Here is a 23,038-nt window from a genome sequence, read left to right as displayed (position 1 = left end):
GATGGCGTAGAGTAATTTAGCAATACGCCATTTTTCTTTGATAGAAATATACCCTAACGGGAAATTGAGATACATAGGATGAGCAAGCCTAATTTTCATGCAATGAGCCAGAAAGAGTTACACGATTACGTTCTTGCTCATCGGGAAGATCAGGAAGCTTTCTACGCTTATGTGGATAAGCTGCATGTCGAAGGTAATTGGATTGAAATGCCACCGTTCATTGAGCGTGTTCGTAGCAGTTCTGAGCCACAAGATGGAGCAGTTTAACGCTGTATTGTAGTTACAGCAACTTTTCTGCTATCCTCAATTTGGCCGATCGCGATCGCGGATTCTGACTAATTTCCTCTTCTTGTGCAATAATCGGTTTTTTTGTCAAGACTTTTAATAAAAGTGAATTTCTTAAACCATGCTTCACCGGACGGTCTTCTAGGCTGTGAAAACTGATAATCGCAATTCTGCCACCAGGGACAAGGGCATTTGGTGCTTTATCTAAAAAGGTTTCTAGGGATTTTAACTCATCGTTAACGACAATTCGCAGAGCTTGAAAAACGCGAGTTGCGGGGTGAATTCTCCCATAACGGTATTTGGGAGGAACAGAAGAAGCGATCGCATCAGCTAATTCTGTAGTCGTGTGCAACGGTCGCCGTTCTACAATCCGTCTGGCAATGCGCCGCGATAATCTCTCTTCACCGTACTTAAAGAAAATATCAGCTAATTCGGCTTCATCCCAATTATTAATCACATCAGCAGCAGTTAGCGATCGCCCCCGATCCATTCGCATATCCAAATTTGCAGCTTGGCGAAAGCTGAAACCCCTTTCTGCTTGGTCTAAATGGTAAGAACTTACCCCCAAATCGGCTAAAATACCATCGAAAGTGTTGGGGGGAAATTCGTAGTCAGCAAAATTGCTATAAATAAATTGTATGCGATCGCCAAACTCTGCTAATTCTTTCTTTGCAGCAGCTAAAGCATCTTCATCTTGGTCAACTGCCGTTACCCGCACATCTTCAGCAGCTTCTAAAATTAGGCGACTGTGACCACCACCGCCTACTGTTACATCTAAATAATGTCCGCCTGGACGCACCGCCAAACCCTCAACTACCTCCCGTCCCAACACGGAAATATGAGAAAAAGCCAGTTCTTCTAAATCTAGCGGTGTTTGTAAATCTGATTTCATCTTTAATTTTATTTTTATTTCTATTTGGTAAGACTTACACCAAAAACCTCTTAGAGGATGTTTGAAAAGTAATTGTCTGTGATTTTAGGCACTTGTTGATCCCTCCTAACCCCCCTTAAAAAGGGAGAAACCGGAATTAAAGTCCCCCTTGTTAAGGGGAGCCAGTGCGGTCTTGGGGGTTTCCCCCATGAGCAACTGGCGTGGATTTAGGGGGATCTAAAACTTTTGATACCGAGAAGAGGACTTTTCAAACATACTCTTAAACTCCTATTCCTCCGTGTCCTCCGTGTCCTCTGTGGTTCGATTTAAGTCCTATTTAACACTCAATCCCAATCCTTAACATCAAGATTTTAAATGCAAAAAGAGATTACATGAAAAAAAACCTGTGCCTCAATCCCTTGCATATCAAGCTTCCCTATAATAATTGAAGAGGTGCAACGAAATGAAACAATTACAACTCCTGCGCTGCTATCCTCTCTCCAACATAACCCTGTAGAGTCAAAATTATATAGATTGCCCCTACAAACCTCATTTTGGCAGACTAGATAAATCGGCTGTGGTTGGCATCTAGGCGGTTCAATTCAAAATTTTCACGAACGGAGAACACGAAATCTATGACCAGACTAGAAACCCGCACTGAACCAATGGTGCTAAACATGGGGCCACACCACCCCTCAATGCACGGGGTTCTGCGGCTAATCATGACTCTGGATGGCGAGGATGTCGTTGACTGTGAACCAGTTATCGGCTACTTGCACCGGGGAATGGAAAAAATCGCTGAGAACCGTACTAATGTAATGTACGTCCCTTACGTTAGTCGCTGGGACTACGCGGCGGGAATGTTCAACGAAGCCGTCACTGTCAACGCCCCAGAAAAACTTGCAGGTGTCGCTGTCCCCAAACGCGCTAGCTACATCCGCGTCATCATGCTGGAGTTGAACCGCATCGCTAACCACTTGCTATGGTTTGGCCCCTTCTTAGCTGACGTAGGCGCACAAACTCCCTTCTTCTACCAGTTCCGGGAACGGGAGATGATTTATGATTTGTGGGAAGCTGCCACAGGTTATCGGATGGTGAATAATAACTACTTCCGCGTTGGTGGAGTAGCAGCCGATTTACCTTATGGTTGGGTAGATAAGTGTCTGGAATTCTGCGACTATTTATTACCCAAAATTGATGAGTACGAACGTTTAGTAACAGATAACCCCATCTTCCGGCGGCGTGTTGAGGGTATTGGTACTATCACGCGAGAAGAAGCAATTAACTGGGGACTTTCTGGCCCAATGTTACGCGCTTCTGGCGTGCAATGGGATTTGCGGAAAGTTGACCATTACGAATGTTACGACGATTTCGACTGGGATGTACAGTGGGAAACCGCCGGTGATTGCTTTGCCCGTTATGTAGTGCGGATGCGGGAAATGCGCGAATCTGTGAAAATTATTCGCCAAGCAATTAAAGGACTTCCTGGCGGCCCTTACGAAAATCTGGAAGCTAAACGTTTAGCCGCAGGTAAAAAATCTGAGTGGGACGCATTTGATTATCAATTCATCGGTAAAAAAGTTTCTCCCACTTTCAAGATGCCCAAAGGTGAAATTTATGCGCGTGTAGAAAGTGGTAAAGGTGAATTGGGAATTTATTTAGTTGGCGATGATAACGTCTTCCCTGCACGTTGGAAGATTCGCGCCGCAGATTTCAACAACCTCCAAATTGTTCCACATTTACTGCGCGGGATGAAGGTTGCAGATATTGTGGTGATTCTCGGTAGTGTTGATGTGATTATGGGGTCTGTGGATAGGTAGAAAATATCTATCTAAACATTTTTTAGAGCAGTTGTATTATGCAACTGCTCTTTTTTTTATAATTTTTGAAGATGCGATAAATCGCTGTCTTTAGGAAGAAGACGCGATAAATCGCTGTCTGTACAATAATCAATCCTTTGTAGAGACGGCGATTTATCGCGTCTTTGTCTTTGTTATATTGCGGAAAATACCGAAATGAGTAAGCAAATAGGGGTTTGAGAAAGCAATATCTCCTTTTGCTTGCTAAATCTACTGAAATGAGAAAGCATTTAAGCTTTTTGAGTAAGCAATATCTCTTTTTGCTTGCTAAATTTACTGAAATGAGAAAGCATTTAAGCTTTTTGAGTAAGCAATTAGGCATTTTGAGTAAGCATTTCAGTATTTTGAGAAAGTAAACGGGTATTTTTATAAAGCAATTAGGCATTTTGATAAAGTAATCAGCAAATATACCTGACAATTAAAAATGACATTTGTACAAATAAAGCCGCCGCTTAGATAAATCAATAACGTTTCAGTGATATCTCTCAAGCGCAAGAAGTCGGTTTAGGTTCCCATCAACAAGGCGTTACCGACGAAACAGAACGCGCCAAACTCCGCGCCGAACTCGATGGAATGGTAGCACATCTTTACGGCTTAACCGAAGATGAATTTAGCTACATCCTCACTACCTTTCCGATTGTGAATGCAACTGTTAAAGAAGCAGCATTAGAAGCTTTCCGTAACTGTTTAATTCGTAATTCGTAATGACGCTCGCGGACTCGCTACCGCTGCGCTAACGTAATTCGTAGTTATGTTTTGTGACGTTAAACTTGAACACAAAACAAGCCGTTTATAGAAACTGGGGTGTTAATTCCTATTTTATTAGGAATGATGACGAAGTTTTAAACTATATTGGTTGAAAATTTTCTGTAACTATGAATACAAACTAACTTGTCATTTAGTGAAAATTCCCGGTGTCCAGATTCCCGACTTCTTTGAGAAATCGGGAATCTAAATTTTAAGACCTAACGCCCAACCCCTTCCCTACTAGCGTTGGGGAGTAAGATTCAAAGCTTTTCTTCTTTTAGGAGAGAGGTTTGGAAGTGAGATTAAAGTCTGCGATCGCAATAAATAATTTATACTATGAAAAACTCAAGATACATATAGGAATCCGGTTTGATTCCTGAATTTACTTACGTGGGTAGGGAATAGGGAATAGGGAATAGGAAAGAAAGCATAGATCCGTACTGAGTCTTGTTCAGAAATTAAATAGGAGTCCTATATTATCTGTAAAATTCTAATATTTTTAACACTAAATTTATAATTTGGAATCATCCATAGTACAGATTAATCAAAAATTGCAACTTCTTAAGAATTTATTTAAAATTCCCTGTAGAGGTTGACTAGTATTAACTTCCGTTAAAATTGAATTGCTGCTATCAATACAAAAATGTATTTAAATAAAGTGTAATAAATTACTATATAAATCCGGCAGCATTTACTTAGTCGTAATTTTAGAACCGTGCAAATTCATTCTCACTCCGAATTTAACCATAGCCGCGATCGCCGTGAACAGGGTTTGCAAAATTTGCTCGATCGCCTTGTTAGATCAATGCAGCGCGATGAGTTAGTGCGGCAAACGACCAATCAACTCAGAGAGTCGCTTCAGGTTGATCGGGTGGTGTTGTATTATTTTTACGGGCAGTGGCAAGGACAAGTGACTTTTGAATCTTTAAGTTCTAAAGAATTTTCAATACTTGGTTCCACTGGCCCAGATGATTGTTTTAACAGCGAGTATGCTGCTTTATACTTAGCAGGACGGGTAAAGGCGATCCCTGATATTGAATTAGAGCCAATTCAGCCTTGTCACCGAGATTTTCTCCGCAATATGCAGGTTCGCGCCAACTTGGTTGCACCAATTGTCATCCCTAGAAAATTATGGGGATTACTAGTAGCACATCACTGTCAAGGGCCTCATTATTGGTCGGCATCAGATATAGAAATGATGCAAGCAGGGGCACAAACTCTAGCAACGGATCGTAATATTTTGGAGAGCTAAAATAATTCGTAATTCGTAATGGGCTAACGCCCCGCTCCGCCATTGGTGTCAACTTAACGCGAAACCCCACGTCCGCCAGGGATTGTAAANNCCTGTCTCATAGCTAAAGTCATCTGAAGATGACTAGATATCCCCAAAAATATTCAGTCTACTTCAGTAGACTTTAGCTATGAGCCAGAGAATTCATTCTCTGGCGGGTTATGAAGCCCGCAGCGAAGCTATTTCTAGCTTAAGTTGACACCAATGCCCGCTCCGCTAACGTAATTCGTAGTTAGAAGGGCGGTTAGAAACCGCGTCTACACGAGGCTTTACCCACCTCCGTGGGTTTAAAACCCTCAATTTTTTCTTAGTCCGCGGAGGCGGAATTTGCTTGTATAGCCGCAAATTTTATTCGCCCTGGCTCTTACTGATTTTTATACATAAGGAGAAAGAATTATGAAATTTGGTTACACGGTCATCTGGGTAGACGATGTAGTTAAAACAGTTGAGTTTTACGAAAAAGCCTTTGGTCTAGTTCGTCGCACTCTCCAGGATAAAGGACAATCTATGTGGGCGGAAATCGAAACCGGAAACACCACATTAGCTTTCTCTTCTAGTAGCGAAGCACAAAAGTTATTTCCTAGTGGCTGCCATCCCAATGACGCTACACAACCACCGACATTAATTCAAATATCATTTATCACACCTGATGTTGGCAGCGCTTACATGAGAGCAATTGGCGCAGGTGCAAAAGCACTAGATGCTCCTAAAACCCAGCCTGGGGGAAAAACTATTGCTCGTGTCCGCGATCTCAATGGCGTGCTGGTGTCGTTGGTGAGTGGCTGAGTAGCAAGTTGCTTTGAACGCGATTGATTGGGCTGACGATCGCTTGATACAGAAAAAATGCGATCGCAGTTCTGAATCTCCGTTCCGAGTCATTTCCAATTCGCAATTGCGAATTGCGTTAGCGGAGCGGGGCGTTAGCAAGAGTGCGAATTGTTTGGTCAAGGCTCTGGTTCTACTGCCAACGCTGTTAACTGAACTGCTAATCATTGCACACGGCTTTACTCCTGAGCCAGGGTTCGCACTTCTTCCACTGACAATCCCAAAGCTTGGGCAATCTGTTCGATGCTCAAATTCATTTGCAATAATCGGGGTATGGCATCTCTCCTAGCTTGTTCTGCAAGTTCTGCTCGTTGGCGTTCTTGCTCTGCTCGTTGGCGTTCTTGTTCTGCTCGTTGGCGTTCTTGCTCGGCGTTGCGAGAAATTTCTGTATAAGTTAAAAACCGTTCTCCATCAGGGCGATATAACTGTAAGCCCTCTGTTGATAAAGCAAATCGAATTTTTAAACGGGGACTCACCCAATCTTCCATTTGGGGGATGACATCTAAACCGTCTTCGCTACGCAACCATCCACGCAAACTATTCTTCTCAGGATCGTAAATGTAATACTCTTCCACGCCATAGCGATCGTAGAAAAGTAATTTCTTGTCCATTTCAGTTTGGGTGTTGCTGGGAGAAAGAATTTCAAACACCACTTGCGGTGGAATTCCCTCCTCTTTCCATTGTTGGTAGCACAAGCGATCACCCTTTGGTCTACCCAATACCACCAGCACATCTGGGGCGTTAACAATTTTGTTGCGTCCCTCTACCGGATACCAAAATAAATCCCCGGCGACAAATACATTTGGATCGTCAGCAAATAGCCAATCTAAATTCTGCTTAATTTCTACAATCCAGCCAAACTGTATAGTATTATTAGCCACTGGTTGTCCGTCACTATCTGGGTAGATGACCTCTGGCTGGGTCGGCGGTTGGATTTGCAATACCATAGCTTCGCCCTCAGAAGGATATTTAATCGGGATGCTTCCAAATTAGCAGACTCTTAAGGATGTCTGCGGCATAAATCTGGAAGGATAACTAATTAAAACAGTACGATTGTTCTACTATAAACTGATTAAAGATAGTATTATTAAGGACTGTTTCATAAGAAACTCCTTCTTTGCCGCCCAATATGTCAGACCAACAGCTAGCAGCATCCTTGAATGGACATCTTCCCAACCCCAGCCACAACAGCCAGAATACCATTCGGATTCGGGGTGCTAGGCAGCATAATCTGAAAAATATTGACTTGGAATTGCCACGCGATCGCCTAATTGTATTCACTGGCGTTTCTGGGTCTGGTAAGTCTTCCCTAGCCTTTGATACCATTTTCGCTGAAGGGCAACGTCGTTACGTAGAATCCCTCAGCGCCTACGCACGGCAATTTCTCGGACAACTGGATAAGCCGGATGTGGAAGCTATTGAAGGCTTAAGTCCAGCAATTTCTATTGACCAAAAATCAACGTCTCATAACCCCCGTTCCACTGTCGGTACGGTGACGGAGATTTACGACTATTTACGGCTATTGTTTGGTCGGGCTGGCGAACCCCATTGTCCAATATGCGATCGCTGTATTGCACCCCAGACAATCGATGAAATGTGCGATCGCATCATGGAATTACCAGATCGCACCCGCTTCCAAATTCTTGCACCCGTTGTCAGGGGTAAAAAAGGCACACACCGTAAGCTTTTGTCAAGTCTGGCTTCTCAAGGTTTTGTCCGCGTGCGGATCAATGGCGAGATCCGCGAACTGTCGGATTCCATTGAATTGGATAAAAATTTTACCCACACCATCGAAGTGGTAATTGACCGCTTGGTGAAAAAAGCTGATATTCAAGAGCGTTTGGTTGATTCCCTGTCTACATGTCTCAAGCAATCGGGTGGAATTGCAGCCATTCTGGTGAGTCTGCTTGATGACGACGGACAAGAAAAAGAAGAAGAATTAGTATTTTCGGAAAATTTTGCTTGTCCAGAACATGGCGCGGTGATGGAGGAACTATCGCCGCGATTGTTCTCCTTTAACTCGCCTTATGGTGCTTGTCCGCATTGTCACGGAATCGGGACTTTAAGAAGATTTGCACCAGACTTGATCGTACCTGACTGGGAAGCGCCGGTTTATGCTGCGATCGCGCCTTGGTCAGAAAAAGATAATTCTTATTATTTGGAATTACTCTATAGCGTCGGACAGATTTATGGGTTTGAATTACAGACAAATTGGAGCAAGCTGACAGAAGAACAGCAGCAAATTATTTTGTTTGGCGAGAAAGATGAACGAGCCGCAGAAGCACAAAGAAAGCAGAGTTTTAAAGGTGCTATTCCAATTTTGCAACGACAATATGAGGGTGGTTCGGAATTAGTTAAGCAAAAATTAGAGCAGTATTTAATTGATCAACCTTGTGAAGTTTGTCATGGAAAACGGTTAAAACCGGAAGCTTTGGCGGTGAAGTTGGGGCAATATGGAATTTTAGATTTAACTGCGGTATCAATTCGGGACTGTCGGGAGAGAATTGAGCAATTTAAGTTGAGCGATCGCCAGTTACAAATTGCTGATTTAGTCCTGAGAGAAATCAAAGCTAGATTGCAATTTTTGTTAGATGTCGGTTTAGATTATCTTACCCTTGACCGTCCAGCCATGACCCTTTCTGGTGGCGAAGCCCAACGGATTCGTCTAGCAACGCAAATTGGTTCTGGTTTAACGGGAGTTCTCTACGTTTTAGATGAACCGAGTATTGGTTTGCATCAAAGAGATAATGGCAGGTTACTTAAAACCCTAACAAAATTGCGCGATTTGGGTAATACATTAATTGTCGTTGAACACGATGAAGAAACAATTCGTGCCGCTAACTATATAGTTGATATTGGCCCTGGTGCAGGAATCCACGGCGGAAATATTATCGCCCAAGGTGATTTTGAGGCGTTATTAGCAGCAGAAGATTCTTTGACGGGTGCGTATTTATCAGGAAGGCGAGTAATTAACACACCAGCAGAACGCCGAGAAGGAAATGGGCGCAGTTTGGGAATTAAAAATGCCCATCGCAACAATTTACAAAATATAGATGTAGACATTCCGCTAGGTAAACTCGTCTCCATTACTGGTGTGTCTGGTTCTGGCAAATCTACCCTGATTAACGAGTTACTGTACCCATCTCTGCAACACCATTTAACAAAGAAAGTTCCTTTACCAAGACATTTGGATAAAATCCAGGGATTAAACGCGATTGATAAAGCGATCGTTATCGATCAATCTCCCATTGGACGCACACCACGTTCTAACCCTGCAACTTACACAGGAATTTTTGATGCCATTCGGGATGTATTTTCCCAAACAGTAGAAGCCAAAGCTAGGGGTTACAAACCTGGACAATTTTCCTTCAACGTTAAAGGTGGACGTTGCGAAGCTTGTAGCGGACAGGGTGTGAATGTGATTGAAATGAACTTCCTTCCGGATGTTTACGTGCAATGCGAAATTTGTAAAGGTGCTAGATACAACCGCGAAACATTGCAGGTGAAGTACAAAGATAAGTCAATTTCTGATGTCCTGAGAATGACAGTTGAGGAGAGTTTAGACTTTTTCCAGAATATCCCCAAAGCGATCGCACGTCTGCAAACTTTATTTGATGTCGGGTTGGGTTATGTCCAACTAGGACAACCTGCGACTACCTTATCTGGCGGTGAAGCGCAGCGGGTGAAATTGGCAACAGAATTATCTCGACGCGCCACAGGTAAGACGCTTTATTTAATAGATGAACCGACGACAGGGTTATCTTTTTACGATGTCCACAAATTGTTAGATGTGTTGCAACGATTGGTAGATAAAGGCAATTCAATATTAGTCATTGAACATAACTTAGATGTAATTCGTTGTTCTGACTGGGTGATAGATTTGGGACCAGAAGGTGGCGACAAAGGCGGAGAATTGATTGCTGTGGGGACACCGGAGGAAGTTGCAAAAAATCCCAGGTCTTATACTGGGCAATATTTGCAGCAAGTCTTGCAGCAATATCCGGCGATGAAGAAGTCGTAGGATGCTTTGGTGAAAGGTAACGCACCTGATGAGTACATTCAAGGTGTTAAATTTATGTAATATCATGTCCGGTTAATCAAGCTCAATAAAAATGTTCGTAGTAAGGACTTTAGTCCTGGCTTTGGGGACTGAAGTCCCCACTACAAGCTGTTTATTATGGGTGATTTAGCGGAGATCATATAACAAAGTAGTCATGACTTTATGGCATTTTTGTCAAGTCAAAAATTGGAAGCATAAGCTTTCTCTTACAGAAAACTTATGCTTCCACTTTCATCAATTAACGGAGAGGTTTAAGGTGTGAAGAATGGAGCTAAGCGGATTCGAACCGCTGACCCCCTCAATGCCATTGAGGTGCGCTACCAACTGCGCTATAACCCCTTAAAATCCATTATACATAATGGCTTAATTATTAGTACTTTGTCAAGCTTTTTATGGAAACTAAATTTTAAATATCTCATCAAGCACCTAACACTCGCTACGACACTTGCAACAAATAGGTCATACAGTGCCCCATCAAAAAGTAAACGACTAACATGGCAGCAGCAGCCAGAGCAACCAATGTACCAGCCAACATGAGAGAAAATTCTTTACTCTCATAGGCTCTTTCCATTAAGTGCAGCGACCACGCTACCAGGGCTACATCAAAAAGTAAAATAGGAAGCAACATATTTTTTAATATTTGTTAATACTTGTAAAATAATATTAACACCCTTTCAGGGAAGTGTGTCTAACCTCAGATAGATGTCATTAAATGCTAAATGGAGGTTCAGGAGATTAGTCTGACTGGCACATTGCGATCGCGCAAGTAATTCTTAATTTCTGCTACGCTTAATTGTCCGTAATGTAACAGGGATGCGAGTAATGCCGCTTCCGCTTTGCCTTCAGTTAGGGCAGTGTAGATATGTTCACAATTACCTGCACCACCAGAAGCAATGACTGGAATTTCTACAGCATCGGCGATCGCCCGTGTAATCTCGATGTCATACCCGGCTTGGGTTCCATCAGCATCCATACTTGTAACTAATAGTTCTCCGGCCCCCCGTTTTTCAACTTCTTGTGCCCAAAGTAGAGCATCTAAGCCTGTGTTTTCCCTGCCACCCCGCACATACACATCCCAACCTGGATTTTCCGGGTTATTTCTGCGTCTGGCATCAATTGCAACAACTATGCACTGATTACCAAAGCGATCGCTGGCTCGATTAATCAAGTCTGGATCACGCACCGCCGCAGAATTAATACTAACCTTATCTGCGCCCGCTCGTAACAAAGCTTTAACATTTTCTAAGGATTGGATACCACCACCCACAGTCAATGGAATAAAGACCTGTTCAGCAGTTCGGTAGACCACATCTAAAATTGTAGCTCGGTCTTCATGAGTAGCTGTAATATCCAGAAATACTAACTCATCAGCACCGGCTTCGTTGTAAACCTTGGCCAGTTCTACCGGATCGCCTGCATCTTGGAGATTGACAAAGTTAACTCCTTTTACAACCCGTCCCGCCTTCACATCTAAGCACGGTAAGATTCTTTTAGATAACATAATAACTTTTGTACTTCTGGGTAATTGACCGGAATTTAAATTTTAAATTGGCGCGGGTATTTCCAAACGAAAATTTTCACAGAAATGGGGCATTGGGCATGGGGGATTATGAAAAAGGGTAAAGGGTAAAGGGGAAGGGGGAAGGGGTTTGTTTCTTTATCCTTTTCCTTTTAACCTTGTCCCTTTGTCCTCTCATCTCCCCCAGTCCCCAGTCCCCAGTCCCCACTCCCCAATCCCCAGTCCCCACTCCCTAGTCCCTTATAAAGTAGATAGCTGAAATTATGGCGATAATATCCTCGAAAAAACAGCCTCCAGAACCCAACGGAGAACCAAAGCAGCGTCGAGAGTCGGCGAAAGCACCATCCACAGACAATATTTTGCAACCTGAAGCTGCTATTGATGAACAAGATAAACAAGAAGAGGGTATTCGACCGCAGCGATTTGCCGATTACATTGGGCAAAAAGATTTAAAGGATGTGCTAGATATTGCCATCAAAGCAGCTAAGTCTCGTGGTGAGGTACTGGATCACTTGCTGCTGTATGGGCCGCCGGGATTGGGTAAAACCACAATGGCAATGATTTTAGCATCGGAAATGGGGGTAAATTACAAAATTACCAGTGCGCCAGCCCTAGAACGTCCACGAGATATTGTTGGGCTACTGGTAAATCTTAAGCCAGGAGATATCTTATTTGTGGATGAAATTCATCGCCTCTCGCGGATGACAGAAGAAATTCTCTATCCGGCGATGGAAGATTATCGCTTAGATATTACTATTGGGAAGGGTTCCAGCGCTCGTATTAGAAGTTTGCCGCTGTCAAAGTTTACCCTAGTAGGGGCTACAACCCGTGTAGGCGCTTTAACTTCACCACTGCGCGATCGCTTCGGTTTGATTCAAAAACTCCGATTTTACGAAGTTGACGAACTGACTAAAATTGTACTGCGAACTGCTCAATTACTCAAAACTCCTGTTACAGAAGATGGTGCCGCAGAAATTGCTCGTCGGTCACGCGGAACCCCACGGATTGCCAATAGGCTACTAAAAAGAGTACGTGATTATGCGGAAGTAAAAATATTTGGTGAGATTACTGAAAATATTGCATCTGAGGCATTGCAACTATTTCAAGTAGATCCCTGCGGTTTAGATTGGACAGATCGCCAAATGCTGAGTGTGATAATTGAACAATTTAACGGTGGGCCAGTGGGGTTAGAAACAATGGCAGCAACGACGGGTGAAGATACCCAAACCATTGAAGAGGTATACGAACCTTACCTCATGCAAATTGGGTATTTAACTCGGACTCATCGTGGCAGAATGGCGACTAAGGCAGCATACAAGCATTTGGGATTCACGCCGCCTAATGAACAGTTGTCATTATTGTAATTATGGGTATGGGGCAATTCAATTTTGGATTTTAGATTTACAATTTTGGATTGAATTCCAATCTAAAATCCAAAATCTAAAATCTAAAATTTTTACTCCCCACTCCCCATCTTCAAGATAAACACAGGTAAACCTAGATGATTAAGTTGATTGGTATTTTTCTCAGTCTGTTACTTGTGTTTGGCTGGGGTGCACCAGTCATGGCACAATCTCAAACGTCCAACATTACTGAAGAACAGTTAAAACAAGGTGATGAGTGGGCAAATCAAGCATTTACAGCGACGAATCAAGGTGATTTTGCGACGGCTGAAACTTACTGGACAAAAATTATTGACGAATTTCCGACAAATGCAGGGGCGTGGAGTAACCGGGGAAATTCGCGGGTGAGTCAGAATAAGTTACAAGAGGCGATCGCAGATTATAACAAAGCGATAGAACTAGCACCAAATGTCACCGATCCATATTTAAATCGGGGGGCGGCGTTGGAAGGGATGGGAAAATGGGACGATGCGATCGCAGATTATAATCATGTCTTAGAACTCGATCCTAACGATGCAATGGCGTATAACAATCGCGGCAATGCCAAAACAGGTTTAGGAAAATGGGAAGATGCGATCGCAGACTACAAAAAATCTAATGAGATAGCGCCAAATTTTGCCTTCGCCCGTGCTAACTATGCCCTCGCTCTTTATGAAACAGGTCAAAAAGAGCAAGCAATCCGCGAAATGCGAAATATCGCCCGTAAATACTCCAAATTTGCTGATGTGCGTGCCGCCCTCACAGCTGCATATTGGGTGAATGGAGAACAAGGTGAAGCCGAAAGTAACTGGGTAGCAGCTTATGGACTTGATAGCCGCTACAAGGATATCGACTGGGTAAAAAATATCCGCCGTTGGCCACCTAGCCTAGTTACAGCTTTGGATAAGTTCTTAAAAATCCAGTAGGCATTTGTAACTCAGCAAAAATTTTTTTCTTTGCCTATATACCTGTTTTCTGGTATACATCATTGTAAATCTACAGAAACAGTAGTTATGACTCATTTTGGGCTGATCTGTCCAGCAACAACTGGTCATCTAAATACTATGCTCCCCTTGGGTAAAGAACTTCAAAAGCGGGGTCATCGCGTCACCTTATTCGGTATACTTGATGCAAAATCCAAGACACTAGCGGCAGAGTTAGAATTCCAAGCCGTTGGTGAATCTGAATTTCCCACTGGAGCGATCGCTGAATCGATAACTCAGTTAGGTAAACTGAGTGGACTCGCTGCACTGCAATATACCGTCAACTTCCTCAAAGATCAGGCGGCTGCTATGCTCAGAGATGCACCAACAGCAGTGAAGCAAGCAGGTGTGGAAGCACTTTTAGTAGATCAAGTTTCACCAGAGGGAGGTTCTGTTGCAGAATTTCTGGGCATTCCTTTTATTACAGTTTGCAGTGCTGTGGTACTGAATCGAGAACCGAGCGTCCCACCTTATTTTAAAACCTGGGGCTACAATCCAGCCTGGTGGGCGCGATTACGTAACCGAGCCGGCTATGCATTGCTGAGTCGCACCGTGAAACCCATTACAGAGGTGATCAATCAGTATCGCCAAGAGTGGAAATTGCCTCCACAGTTTAGCTCTAACGATCGCTATTCCCAACTAGCTCAGATTAGTCAACAGCCTGCACAATTGGAATTCCCAAGGGAAAATTTGCCCCAGTGCTTCCATTTCACAGGGCCTTATCATAGTCCAACAGGTCGGGAACTTCCTGATTTTCCTTATGAAAAATTGACCGGACAACCATTGATTTACGCCTCAATGGGGACTGTACAAAATCGCCTATTGGGAATTTTCAAGTCTATTGCCGAAGCTTGTAATGATTTGGATGCCCAAGTAGTGATTTCGTTAGGTGGTTCTGTAACCCCAGAGGCTTTGGGAAGTTTGCCGGGAAATCCGCTGGTAGTTGGTTATGCACCCCAATTAGAATTGCTGCAAAAAGCATCTCTCACCATTACCCACGCAGGTATGAATACTACTTTAGAGTCTCTAAACAATGGGGTACCAATGGTAGCAATACCAATTGCTAATGACCAGCCAGGTGTAGCAGCACGTATAGTTTGGGCTGGTGCTGGTGAATTGGTGCCGCTTGCTAGCTTAACTGTTCCCAAATTGCGAAATGCTGTACAAAAGGTGTTGACAGAAGATTTTTATAAGAAGAATGCCTTAAGACTGCAAGAGGCGATTCAGCGAACCGGTGGCGTGAGTCGAGCCATTGATATTGTGGAACAGGCTGTGTCTACAGAAAAGCCTGTTTTGGCTCGACAATAACGAGATTTTTCGGTACTGGCTAACTAGGCAGTTTTTAACTCAAATTTGGTGTCATAAATTTGAATGTAAATTAATCAAAATGAGAAAACATATCTTGTTTATTTCTCTTCCTCTACTTGGTCATGCTAATCAAATGATTGCATTAGCCGAAGAGTTAGCGTCTAGAGGATACCAAGTAAGCTTTGCCATTGCTGAAAAGTCTAGAGAATGGATCACTAATACCGACGTTCATTTTATCCCTTGGGAACCAACTCTAGAAACACCTGATGGAGGTACTGGTAACAAAAATCATAAAAATGAAGATATTTGGCAAAGGGTTTCTCAAGAACCGAGTATTTGGCGTGGTGAGAAAATGATGTTGTATGGGCTAATTCGTATATATGTTTCAATGTACAAAACATTGGCATCTATTTTTCACCGGGAAAAACCCGATCTTTTAGTGATTGATCGAGCTGTTATTCCGGCGATGGACTTAGCCCAGCAAATGAATCTACCCTATATTATTCAAACTCGATTTTTAGGTAATTTTGTCCCAGCTAGTTCTAAATATCCTCGCTTTGGTACATCCTATTCCATAAACATGAATCTACGGGAACGCTGTCTGAATTTTATTAGACCTTATTGCCTGCTGCCTCACTTCTTGCCTGCAATGAGAAAACTCAATCAAATTCGTAAGCAGTGTGCTGCTGGTAAAAAATTGAATGATCCTTTTAAGCAACTTCCTATGATAGTAGGGACAGCTTTTGGGATTGAAATTCCACGTCCGTTACCTTTGTTTGTGCAAATGGTCGGCCCGATTTTCCCTAAAAAAGTTGAGCCTCTCAGTCCTTCTTTGAGCCAATGGTTAGAAGACGGCAAAGAAGGTACTGGAGTCGTCTATATTTCTTTTGGGACTCTTGTTAATATTGAACCTTGGCAAGCAAAAGCATTAGTCGAAGGACTTACGGATAGTCGATTTAGGATACTGTGGTCGTTGCCTAAGAACCAGCAGCGCAGTCTTCCTGCTTTACCTGCCTGTTTCCGTATTGAAGACTTTGTTCCACAACGAACAGTTCTCTCTCATCCAGCTGTTAGTGCATTTGTCAGTCATTGTGGTATGAACAGCATTAACGAAGCTTTGTATTGGGAAAAACCGATCCTGGCATTACCTTTCTTTGGAGATCAGCACTATTTTGCAGCCCGTGCTTTAGACTTAGGGGTCGCCTTAAAACTCAACAAAAACCATTTTGACAGTACTGAGGTGCGCCATAAAATAAATGACCTACTCGGTAACTCAAGCTATGTTGATGCGGCACGTCGGATGTCGATGGTACTGAAAAGCACCGGGGGAGTGGACAAAGCTGCTGATATTGTAGAGACGAGACTTACTGAAGGAATCAGCTATTTAATACCCAATGCTGGATAAATTTTATGCTAGGTGGTCAATGTTCAGATAGATGGTTTTTGAGCGTATTTGACAATTTCAACGAAGACGCTAAAGGCAAATCTGCATAGACAGACAAAGTTATCAGAATTTAACAGGTTATATAGGAATACGCTTGGGTTAACGGTTGTTTGTGGATATCTGATGTGTGTACAGAGAAGTTATAGCTCGTGCAAATTTCTTAACCCAAGCGTATTGAGTTATATAGAAGGGCTAGTTTTAAGTTTATACATTGCGTTGCGAGGATTGAGTAAAAATCTTTATTTCACAATAAACTAGAGCTAGTCTCTCGAACTACCTGATTTTGCTGGCGTTTCCCAGTCACCACCATCTTTACGCCACCTGCTGGGCTAAATAGCAAACCCTTACGTACTGGCTGCACTGGTTTGCTATCAGCCAGTTCCATCTCCCAGTGAGACAGCACTTTTGCCAACACCAGTTTCATCTCAAACAAAGCAAATGCCATACCAATACAGCGACGGTTCCCGCCACCAAAGGGTAAATACTCATAAGGAGAAAATTGCCGTTCCAGAAAACGCTCTGGCTTAAATTGCTTCGACTCAGGATATAAATCTTCTCGATGATGGGTCAAATAAATAGAGGGAATGATCAAAGTCCCAGGTTCAAAGTTATATTCCCCAATTTGTAGGGGTGATTTGACCAATCGATTTAGTCCCGATACCGCTACTGGGTAAAGGCGTAGGGTTTCAGAACAGACAGCATTCAAATAAGGCAATCGGAAAATGGCATTTGGGTCTGGTTGTTCACCCAACTTATCTAGTTCTTGCAGCAGTTTTTCCCGCACCTGGGGCTGATGATGAATCCAATAAAGTGCCCATGATAAGGAAGTTGCAGTAGTTTCGTGACCCGCTACTAATAGGGTCATCAGTTCATCACGTAATTCCAAGTCTGTCATCGGCTCTCCCGCCTCATCACGAGCAGCCATCATCAAAGATAGAATATCAGTCCGAGATGGATCGGGTTGTGTTTTGCGTAGGCGTAGCCCGCCGGAGGCATCGCGAATCTGGGCGTAGATGAGTTCATCAATTTGCTGCCGTAAACGCAAGTATTTCCCCCAAGGACTCCATGCTCCTAAATCCTGCCGCAGTGATGGGAAAAGAAGTAGAACTGTTCTTAAAATCGGGATTTTGGGATTCAGAATTGCAATCAGGAGTTCATGGATTTTGTCGTAACGTGGCCCATCTTCTAGACCAAATACAGCTTTCAAAATTACTTGGAAAGAGATTGCTTGCATTGATGACAGAACTGCAAAGGTTTCTCCAACCTGCCACTGATTAGTTACTTGCTCAGTGATGTCGCAGATTAATTCACCATAAGCTAGCATTCGTTCCCCATGTAAGGGTGGTGTCAATAACTTTCGTTGTCGCTGATGAGGCTTTCCTTCCAGCGCTAGTAGTGATTGACGTCCTAATAAAGGCGCTTGAATCCCTGCTGACTTACCAGAGTCTAACTGTTTTGGATCTGTAGTAAAAATCTGCCCAATCGCTTGGGGATTGCTAATGAAAACTTGAGGAGCAACATTTTGTCCTAGCTGAAGGGTGAAGATATCACCATAGCGTTTAGCACAGTCTTCGATGTATTCTAAGGGATTAGTAACCCAATGATACATCTGTACCCAAGGGTGAGTTTGAGGGCCGTTAGGCAGTTTAAGTGCAGACATTCCTATTAATCTCCCAATGATTAAAGCAAGATTGTTATCAGTCAGTCATCCATGCACCCGTAGCTTGATTAATCTTAGAACACAGATCAGGTAGATGAACTCATCAAAAACTTGGGTCTGTTCGCGAAGCGTCTCGTAGAGAAGCCCCGTCCTTTGAGGACGGCTTTTTATCATCGGTGACAGGACTTTAAATGAGTAATGAGTAATGAGTAATGAGTGGATGAGTAATGAGTAATGAGTAATGAGTAATGAGTAATGAGTAATGAGTAATGAGTAATGAGTAATGGGTATTTACTTATTACTTATAGGACTTACGCACTGTACAACCTAATCATGGTATGCATATACGAAAATGGGTCGTTTTAGCCTTTTATTAATCGTTCTTCGATGGTCATCGGTCATCTGTAGGGGTTTAGCAATGTGCTCATTGGTATCAACTTAACGCGAAACCGCACNNATATCCCCAAAAATATTCAGTCTACTTCAGTAGACTTTAGCTATGAGCCAGAGAATGAATTCTCTGGCGGGTTATGAAGCCCGCAGCGAAGCTATTTCTAGCTTAAGTTGACACCAATGGCAATGTGCTTTACCCCTACGACAGACGTGCTTTTTCAAAGAACCCATATTTGGTATTTTCTGTCAATGCGTAAGTTTTAACTTATTACTTATTACTTATTACTCATTACTCCAGAATCACCGACCCTTCTTTCTCGGTGATTATGTCAACAACTTTTGAATCTGCTTTGGAGTCAACTCTTGCACATTAGGCAAAACTACTGCTGCTCCGGCTGCTATTAGTGTCTCGCTATATGCATCACTACGCGCTGCTGTCTCCTGGACGTGAGGGGGTAAAACGCCTACACCAAGCCAAGTGCGAGAAGAATCTAGACCCCGCGCTTTCTCTACAGTATACATATCTGCTACCGTATCTCCCACATACACGATCGCTAATTTTTCCTCAATTCCATTTTCTAACTCACGAACTGTAGCGAAAAGTCCCGTAGGGTCAGGTTTCCCCGGTGCATCTTCCATCGCAATCAACACTGGAGATTCCAAACCCAGCCGTTTTTCTAAGACATAGTTCGCAGAAGCACGAGTTGCACCACTAAAAAATCCCCAAGCAATCCCCGCTTCGGTAAGTTGCTCTAAATAGCTAGGTTGCAATAACAAAGGTTCATTACAGATATACCCAGTAAAATTATTTGGGTCAGGGCCGCGGTAACGGGATTGAAAAAAAGCAACGATCGCAGTGTAATCTAGTTGCAGTTGTTCTCGGCTCTGTTTTTGGGTTTCAAAGTAGCGGTAAATTAATTCCTGCGATGCTTCCCAATCGTTATTCCACACGCCTTCAGACTTCAGTTGGTCAATATCCAGTGGGGTTGGCCGATATGCTTGGGTAGTAAAATATTCTACGGTATCTGCGATCGCCCGACGATAGGAACCGCTAACATCGCGCACAACACCATCAATATCGAAAATAGCGATCGCCTTTACAGAAGTTTTTTGAGTCATGGAGTAGGAAGCAAAAGAGTTTTACATCATCATAATGCGCTCATGGCTCAGGTAAAAAATCGAGGTCGAGGACTTGCTCTGGCGTGAAGAGAGATTTTTCTGGGAAGGTAGCGATGGCTAATCCAGTTTCAATTACAGCCAGCCGTCTAGCTGTTTGATAGCTTTCATCGAAAACCTGATCAAAGTGAGGCTTCAAACTGGGACTTTCCTTAAGTGCCTTTTGAACTCGCCTGCGGTGTTCCAAAATTGTGTACTGCCAACTTTTCGAGCGCCTTTCAGTTTGAATTTGGTATTTGAGCAGATGCATCAGCAACACTTCCAGATTGCTCTCCAATGCCCGCTTTTCACTTCTCCCCATCGTTTCAATTTCTTCAATCAGGTTGTCTAAGTCCAGTTGTGTGAAATTTTTTTGTTTGAGCAGTTCTGCCGTGGTTTGAATCCACAGGTAAAAGTCTTGCTCGTACAAATCTGAACCAGATGTTGTTTGAGATTCGGGCAGTTGGGTAGTCATAAGCATCTTTAGTTAGCGCCGACTACACCTTATGCTAGCCCAATCCAATCACTGTTTGGTCATTTGATAGAGTATTGCGTTAAAATAAGCGATCGCTATCCTAGTTAAGTAATGCCCGGAAATTCCCGGAGGTGTGATTGACCAAGTTTATTTTGAAAATTTTGTGGTTAGACGAAAACGTTGCTCTAGCAGTCGATCAAATTGTCGGCAAAGGCACCAGTCCCTTGACTAAGTACTTTTTTTGGCCCAGAAATGATGCCTGGGAAGAGTTAAAAAAGGAATTAGAGTCCAAACATTGGATTACTGATGTAGATCGTGTCGAGTTGCTTAATAAAGCAACAGAAGTGATTAACTACTGGCAAGAGGAAGGCAGAAACCGTCCAATGGCAGAAGCTCAGTTGAAATTTCCAGAAGTTGCCTTCACAGGTAGCGCCTGATATTACAACTAGCTGTTGTCCTGTTCTACAAGCTGCCACAGTTTGATAGTCTTGTCCCGGCTGCCACTTGCAATTAATTGTGTAACTTTGTTCACAGCAACAGCAGATACTGAGTCTACATGACCAGAGAGAGTAACAATCTCTTCTGCTGTGCTTACCCTCCAAAGTTTAACTGTTTTGTCGCAACTTGCACTTAGGAGCGTTTCGCCATCGGCAGTAAAAGCCACAGCCACCACAGACCAAGAATGGCCTACAAGTGTGCAAATTAGCTGACCTGTGTTTACGTCCCACAATTTAATAGTGTTATCATCACTACCCGTCGCCAAAATTTTCCCATCGGGACTAAAAGCGACTGTCAAAACCGCCCATGCATGACCCGAAAGGGTGCCTAAAAAGCTATAGCATGGGCGGTTTTCAACAGGCCAGGGGGCAGGGGGCAGGGAGAAAAGGGAAATGTTTTCTGCCCCTTGTGGATAGTTTTTTAACTCAACATTCATATCCCCCTGCTCCCTGCTCCCTGCTCCCCTGCCTCTTCCTAATGCAGATATCTGCCACAGGCGAATTGTTCTGTCATAACTAGCGCTGGCTAAAAGCTGTCCTTGGGGACTAAATGCTACTGAATTTACCTGTAATTGGTGTCCAGTTATGGTGCAAATTTCTGTGCCAGTATTGACATCCCAGAGTTTGATTGTCTTATCCCAGCTACCACTAGCGAGAATCTGCCCATCTGGACTGAAAGCAACTGATTTGACAACGTGTGAGTGTCCCAATAAGGTGCAGATTTCCTCTAATGTTTCAACCTGCCACAATTTGATCGTTTTATCGTCGCTAGCAGTTGCCAGAATTTTCCCATCAGGACTGAAGGTAACTGATTTTACGGCTTGGGAATGTCCTGATAAGTTAGCTAGGACTTTTTTAGTATTTAAATCCCACAATTTGATGTTTTTGTCATCGCTAGCACTGGCTAAAGTGTAACAGTCGGGACTGATGGCAAGGGCATTCACACTACTCAATGTCCCAGAATGCCCCGTTAAGGTATGCAAGCATCGCCAAGGAGGATTTGGAAATTTCAAATTTTGAGTTTTATATTCGACCCCCATTGCTTGCAAAACTTCATCAGCCGATTGAAAGCGCTGGTTAAGAGCATTTTGCAGCAGCTTGTCAAGGATTTGCGCCAAGCGATTGCTTATTCCACTTGTAAGATAATCTCGCCAAACCCAGCAATCATTGGCAATATCAAATAAATCAAAGGGAGGAATCTGGGTAAGTAAGTAAATACAAGTTACACCCAAGCTATATAAGTCACTAGCAAAAACGGCTTTTCCCTTTGTTTGTTCTGGTGCAGCGTATTCTGGACTGCCAATACTGGTTTCGGATGTTAGCCGATCAATTTCTGTGACGATTTTAGCACTGCGAAAATCGACTATGAAAAAGTTTCCCTTCTTGGTAATTGGGGATCTACGGATGATATTTTGGGGTTTAATATCGCGGTGGATGATGTTACGTAGGCGTAGCCCGCCGCAGGCATCGCTAATAAACTGCAAAACTGGCAACACATCTTCTAACAATTGCCAAATTTGAGTTTCATTAAAAGCGCCTTCCTCTTCAACCACCTGAGCTAAATTAGTGCCTGTAATAAACTCCTGCACTAAATAAAAATGCCCTTTCTGTTGAAAATAAGCCAATAAAGCAGGAATTTGCGGGTGCTTTCCTAATTCTTCTAGCTGTTGCGCCTTTTGCTGAAAAGTTTCAAATGTTTCGTATTCCAGCGATAATTCTTGAACAACGCAAGGAACTGGCGGAAACTGACCTTCATCAACAGCAAGGAAAGTTTTACAGAATCCTCTTTTACCAATCTGCTTGAGTAAACGATAACGTTCTTGTAAAAGCAAAATTTATCCGTCAGAGTTACAGGCAGCCAGAGCGAATAGAATTCGCGGCTATACAAACTAACTAATACCATTTCACTTTAATAATGATACAAATACGTGGGTAGGGGTTTAGCAGTGCTAAACCCCTACGAAAAATCTATATGTATCAAGATTTTCGTGAAATGGTATTAGTCCGCAGAGGCGGACTAAGGAAAATTGAGGGTTTGAAACCCACGGAGGTGGATTTTGCTTGTATAGACGCAGTTTATCAAAAAAGTAAAGGTTCAAAACCGTACTTTGTCCCGCTACGCTAACGTCCGTTGTGGGCGAAAAAATCCTTGTATCTCAAGGTAGGGAAAAACCCCACCCCTAGTGTCGGGCTGAGTTTAATTGCGTTAGCGGAGCGGGGCGTTAGCAAGAGTGCGAATTGCGAATTGCGAATTGCGAATTGGATTTATAACCGCCCTTTTAAC

General features: G+C 43.1%; 19 protein-coding genes and 1 tRNA gene. 11 read left to right on the top strand and 9 right to left on the bottom strand.

The features are described 5' to 3' along the window. The first annotated feature begins 78 nt into the window (after positions 1 to 78). On the top strand, positions 79 to 267 hold the full coding sequence (locus tag A4S05_RS17435) for a DUF6887 family protein (protein ID WP_069071064.1): 189 nt from the start codon (positions 79 to 81) through the stop codon (positions 265 to 267). A gap of 13 nt (positions 268 to 280) precedes the next feature. Here A4S05_RS17435 and rsmH read toward each other — a convergent pair whose 3' ends face one another. Further along, entirely contained in the window at positions 281 to 1,177 is an 897-nt protein-coding gene (gene rsmH, locus A4S05_RS17430; protein ID WP_069071063.1) for a 16S rRNA (cytosine(1402)-N(4))-methyltransferase RsmH, read from the bottom strand. Positions 1,178 to 1,791: 614 nt separating this feature from the next. Here rsmH and A4S05_RS17425 point away from each other — a divergent pair. The 4 genes from A4S05_RS17425 (at position 1,792) to A4S05_RS17415 (ending at position 5,839) form a co-directional block, all read left to right on the top strand. After that, on the top strand, positions 1,792 to 2,976 hold the full coding sequence (locus A4S05_RS17425) for an NAD(P)H-quinone oxidoreductase subunit H (RefSeq protein WP_069071062.1): 1,185 nt from the start codon (positions 1,792 to 1,794) through the stop codon (positions 2,974 to 2,976). 612 nt (positions 2,977 to 3,588) lie between these two features. After that, on the top strand, positions 3,589 to 3,720 hold the full coding sequence (locus A4S05_RS43380) for a hypothetical protein (protein ID WP_256091017.1): 132 nt from the start codon (positions 3,589 to 3,591) through the stop codon (positions 3,718 to 3,720). 757 nt (positions 3,721 to 4,477) lie between these two features. Then, positions 4,478 to 5,014: a GAF domain-containing protein gene (locus tag A4S05_RS17420; protein ID WP_069071061.1), complete on the top strand. Its 537-nt coding sequence runs from the start codon at positions 4,478 to 4,480 to the stop codon at positions 5,012 to 5,014. Between the two features lie 435 nt (positions 5,015 to 5,449). Beyond that, positions 5,450 to 5,839, top strand: coding sequence for a VOC family protein (locus A4S05_RS17415; RefSeq protein WP_069071060.1), 390 nt, complete (start codon positions 5,450 to 5,452; stop codon positions 5,837 to 5,839). Between the two features lie 218 nt (positions 5,840 to 6,057). Here A4S05_RS17415 and A4S05_RS17410 read toward each other — a convergent pair whose 3' ends face one another. Then, entirely contained in the window at positions 6,058 to 6,825 is a 768-nt protein-coding gene (locus tag A4S05_RS17410) for a Uma2 family endonuclease (RefSeq protein WP_069071059.1), read from the bottom strand. A gap of 182 nt (positions 6,826 to 7,007) precedes the next feature. Here A4S05_RS17410 and uvrA point away from each other — a divergent pair, with 182 nt between their 5' ends. Next, a complete protein-coding gene (gene uvrA / locus A4S05_RS17405) occupies positions 7,008 to 9,899 on the top strand; it encodes an excinuclease ABC subunit UvrA (protein WP_069071058.1) in 2,892 nt (963 codons plus the stop codon). Positions 9,900 to 10,204: 305 nt separating this feature from the next. Here uvrA and A4S05_RS17400 read toward each other — a convergent pair. The 3 genes from A4S05_RS17400 to hisF form a co-directional block, all read right to left on the bottom strand. Then, positions 10,205 to 10,277 (bottom strand) — tRNA-Ala (locus tag A4S05_RS17400). Positions 10,278 to 10,374: 97 nt separating this feature from the next. Then, positions 10,375 to 10,566, bottom strand: a complete 192-nt coding sequence (locus A4S05_RS17395; RefSeq protein ID WP_069071057.1) for a hypothetical protein — start codon at positions 10,564 to 10,566, stop codon at positions 10,375 to 10,377. Positions 10,567 to 10,665: 99 nt separating this feature from the next. Further along, positions 10,666 to 11,439 (bottom strand): imidazole glycerol phosphate synthase subunit HisF, encoded by a 774-nt coding sequence (gene hisF / locus A4S05_RS17390; protein ID WP_069071056.1) that lies wholly within the window; start codon positions 11,437 to 11,439, stop codon positions 10,666 to 10,668. A 281-nt stretch (positions 11,440 to 11,720) separates the two neighbouring features. Between hisF and ruvB the strand changes: the two genes are divergently transcribed. From ruvB to A4S05_RS17370, 4 genes are all read left to right on the top strand, one after another. After that, positions 11,721 to 12,821, top strand: a complete 1,101-nt coding sequence (gene ruvB, locus A4S05_RS17385; RefSeq protein WP_069071055.1) for a Holliday junction branch migration DNA helicase RuvB — start codon at positions 11,721 to 11,723, stop codon at positions 12,819 to 12,821. 137 nt (positions 12,822 to 12,958) lie between these two features. Then, entirely contained in the window at positions 12,959 to 13,765 is an 807-nt protein-coding gene (locus A4S05_RS17380) for a tetratricopeptide repeat protein (RefSeq protein WP_069071054.1), read from the top strand. 87 nt (positions 13,766 to 13,852) lie between these two features. After that, the gene (locus tag A4S05_RS17375) at positions 13,853 to 15,130 is read left to right on the top strand and encodes a glycosyltransferase (protein ID WP_069071053.1); all 1,278 of its coding nucleotides are present in this window, start codon (positions 13,853 to 13,855) and stop codon (positions 15,128 to 15,130) included. 79 nt (positions 15,131 to 15,209) lie between these two features. Continuing rightward, entirely contained in the window at positions 15,210 to 16,535 is a 1,326-nt protein-coding gene (locus tag A4S05_RS17370; protein WP_069071052.1) for a glycosyltransferase, read from the top strand. 283 nt (positions 16,536 to 16,818) lie between these two features. Here the strand turns inward: A4S05_RS17370 and A4S05_RS17365 are convergent, their stop codons facing one another. The 3 genes from A4S05_RS17365 to A4S05_RS17355 all read right to left on the bottom strand — a co-directional run bounded on the left by A4S05_RS17365 (position 16,819) and on the right by A4S05_RS17355 (position 20,257). Further along, the gene (locus A4S05_RS17365) at positions 16,819 to 18,234 is read right to left on the bottom strand and encodes a cytochrome P450 (RefSeq protein ID WP_069071051.1); all 1,416 of its coding nucleotides are present in this window, start codon (positions 18,232 to 18,234) and stop codon (positions 16,819 to 16,821) included. Positions 18,235 to 18,951: 717 nt separating this feature from the next. After that, positions 18,952 to 19,746: a TIGR01548 family HAD-type hydrolase gene (locus A4S05_RS17360; RefSeq protein ID WP_069071050.1), complete on the bottom strand. Its 795-nt coding sequence runs from the start codon at positions 19,744 to 19,746 to the stop codon at positions 18,952 to 18,954. A gap of 40 nt (positions 19,747 to 19,786) precedes the next feature. Continuing rightward, positions 19,787 to 20,257, bottom strand: a complete 471-nt coding sequence (locus A4S05_RS17355; RefSeq protein WP_069071049.1) for a DUF29 domain-containing protein — start codon at positions 20,255 to 20,257, stop codon at positions 19,787 to 19,789. Between the two features lie 137 nt (positions 20,258 to 20,394). Between A4S05_RS17355 and A4S05_RS17350 the strand changes: the two genes are divergently transcribed. Continuing rightward, positions 20,395 to 20,694 carry a 30S ribosomal protein PSRP-3 gene (locus tag A4S05_RS17350; RefSeq protein WP_069071048.1) on the top strand — a complete coding sequence of 100 codons (300 nt, stop codon included), beginning with the start codon at positions 20,395 to 20,397 and terminating at the stop codon, positions 20,692 to 20,694. An 8-nt stretch (positions 20,695 to 20,702) separates the two neighbouring features. Here A4S05_RS17350 and A4S05_RS17345 read toward each other — a convergent pair whose 3' ends face one another. Beyond that, positions 20,703 to 22,586, bottom strand: coding sequence for a serine/threonine-protein kinase (locus tag A4S05_RS17345; RefSeq protein WP_069071047.1), 1,884 nt, complete (start codon positions 22,584 to 22,586; stop codon positions 20,703 to 20,705). Positions 22,587 to 23,038: the final 452 nt, after the last annotated feature.

Source organism: Nostoc sp. KVJ20 (assembly GCF_001712795.1).
Lineage (GTDB): Bacteria > Cyanobacteriota > Cyanobacteriia > Cyanobacteriales > Nostocaceae > Nostoc.
Note: the sequence above shows the minus strand (reverse complement) of the source record. Positions and strands in the feature narration are given on the sequence as shown.

What these genes read in the sequence shown, in the direction of transcription:
- ruvB (WP_069071055.1), top strand. Translation starts at nt 11,721, where the DNA reads ATGGCGATAATATCCTCGAAAAAACAGCCTCCAGAACCCAACGGAGAA.
- uvrA (WP_069071058.1), top strand. Translation starts at nt 7,008, where the DNA reads ATGTCAGACCAACAGCTAGCAGCATCCTTGAATGGACATCTTCCCAAC.
- A4S05_RS17415 (WP_069071060.1), top strand. Translation starts at nt 5,450, where the DNA reads ATGAAATTTGGTTACACGGTCATCTGGGTAGACGATGTAGTTAAAACA.
- A4S05_RS17425 (WP_069071062.1), top strand. Translation starts at nt 1,792, where the DNA reads ATGACCAGACTAGAAACCCGCACTGAACCAATGGTGCTAAACATGGGG.
- A4S05_RS17375 (WP_069071053.1), top strand. Translation starts at nt 13,853, where the DNA reads ATGACTCATTTTGGGCTGATCTGTCCAGCAACAACTGGTCATCTAAAT.
- A4S05_RS17365 (WP_069071051.1), bottom strand. Translation starts at nt 18,234, where the DNA reads ATGTCTGCACTTAAACTGCCTAACGGCCCTCAAACTCACCCTTGGGTA.
- A4S05_RS17355 (WP_069071049.1), bottom strand. Translation starts at nt 20,257, where the DNA reads ATGACTACCCAACTGCCCGAATCTCAAACAACATCTGGTTCAGATTTG.
- A4S05_RS17380 (WP_069071054.1), top strand. Translation starts at nt 12,959, where the DNA reads ATGATTAAGTTGATTGGTATTTTTCTCAGTCTGTTACTTGTGTTTGGC.
- A4S05_RS17370 (WP_069071052.1), top strand. Translation starts at nt 15,210, where the DNA reads ATGAGAAAACATATCTTGTTTATTTCTCTTCCTCTACTTGGTCATGCT.
- hisF (WP_069071056.1), bottom strand. Translation starts at nt 11,439, where the DNA reads ATGTTATCTAAAAGAATCTTACCGTGCTTAGATGTGAAGGCGGGACGG.
- rsmH (WP_069071063.1), bottom strand. Translation starts at nt 1,177, where the DNA reads ATGAAATCAGATTTACAAACACCGCTAGATTTAGAAGAACTGGCTTTT.
- A4S05_RS17360 (WP_069071050.1), bottom strand. Translation starts at nt 19,746, where the DNA reads ATGACTCAAAAAACTTCTGTAAAGGCGATCGCTATTTTCGATATTGAT.
- A4S05_RS17410 (WP_069071059.1), bottom strand. Translation starts at nt 6,825, where the DNA reads ATGGTATTGCAAATCCAACCGCCGACCCAGCCAGAGGTCATCTACCCA.
- A4S05_RS17435 (WP_069071064.1), top strand. Translation starts at nt 79, where the DNA reads ATGAGCAAGCCTAATTTTCATGCAATGAGCCAGAAAGAGTTACACGAT.
- A4S05_RS43380 (WP_256091017.1), top strand. Translation starts at nt 3,589, where the DNA reads ATGGTAGCACATCTTTACGGCTTAACCGAAGATGAATTTAGCTACATC.
- A4S05_RS17395 (WP_069071057.1), bottom strand. Translation starts at nt 10,566, where the DNA reads ATGTTGCTTCCTATTTTACTTTTTGATGTAGCCCTGGTAGCGTGGTCG.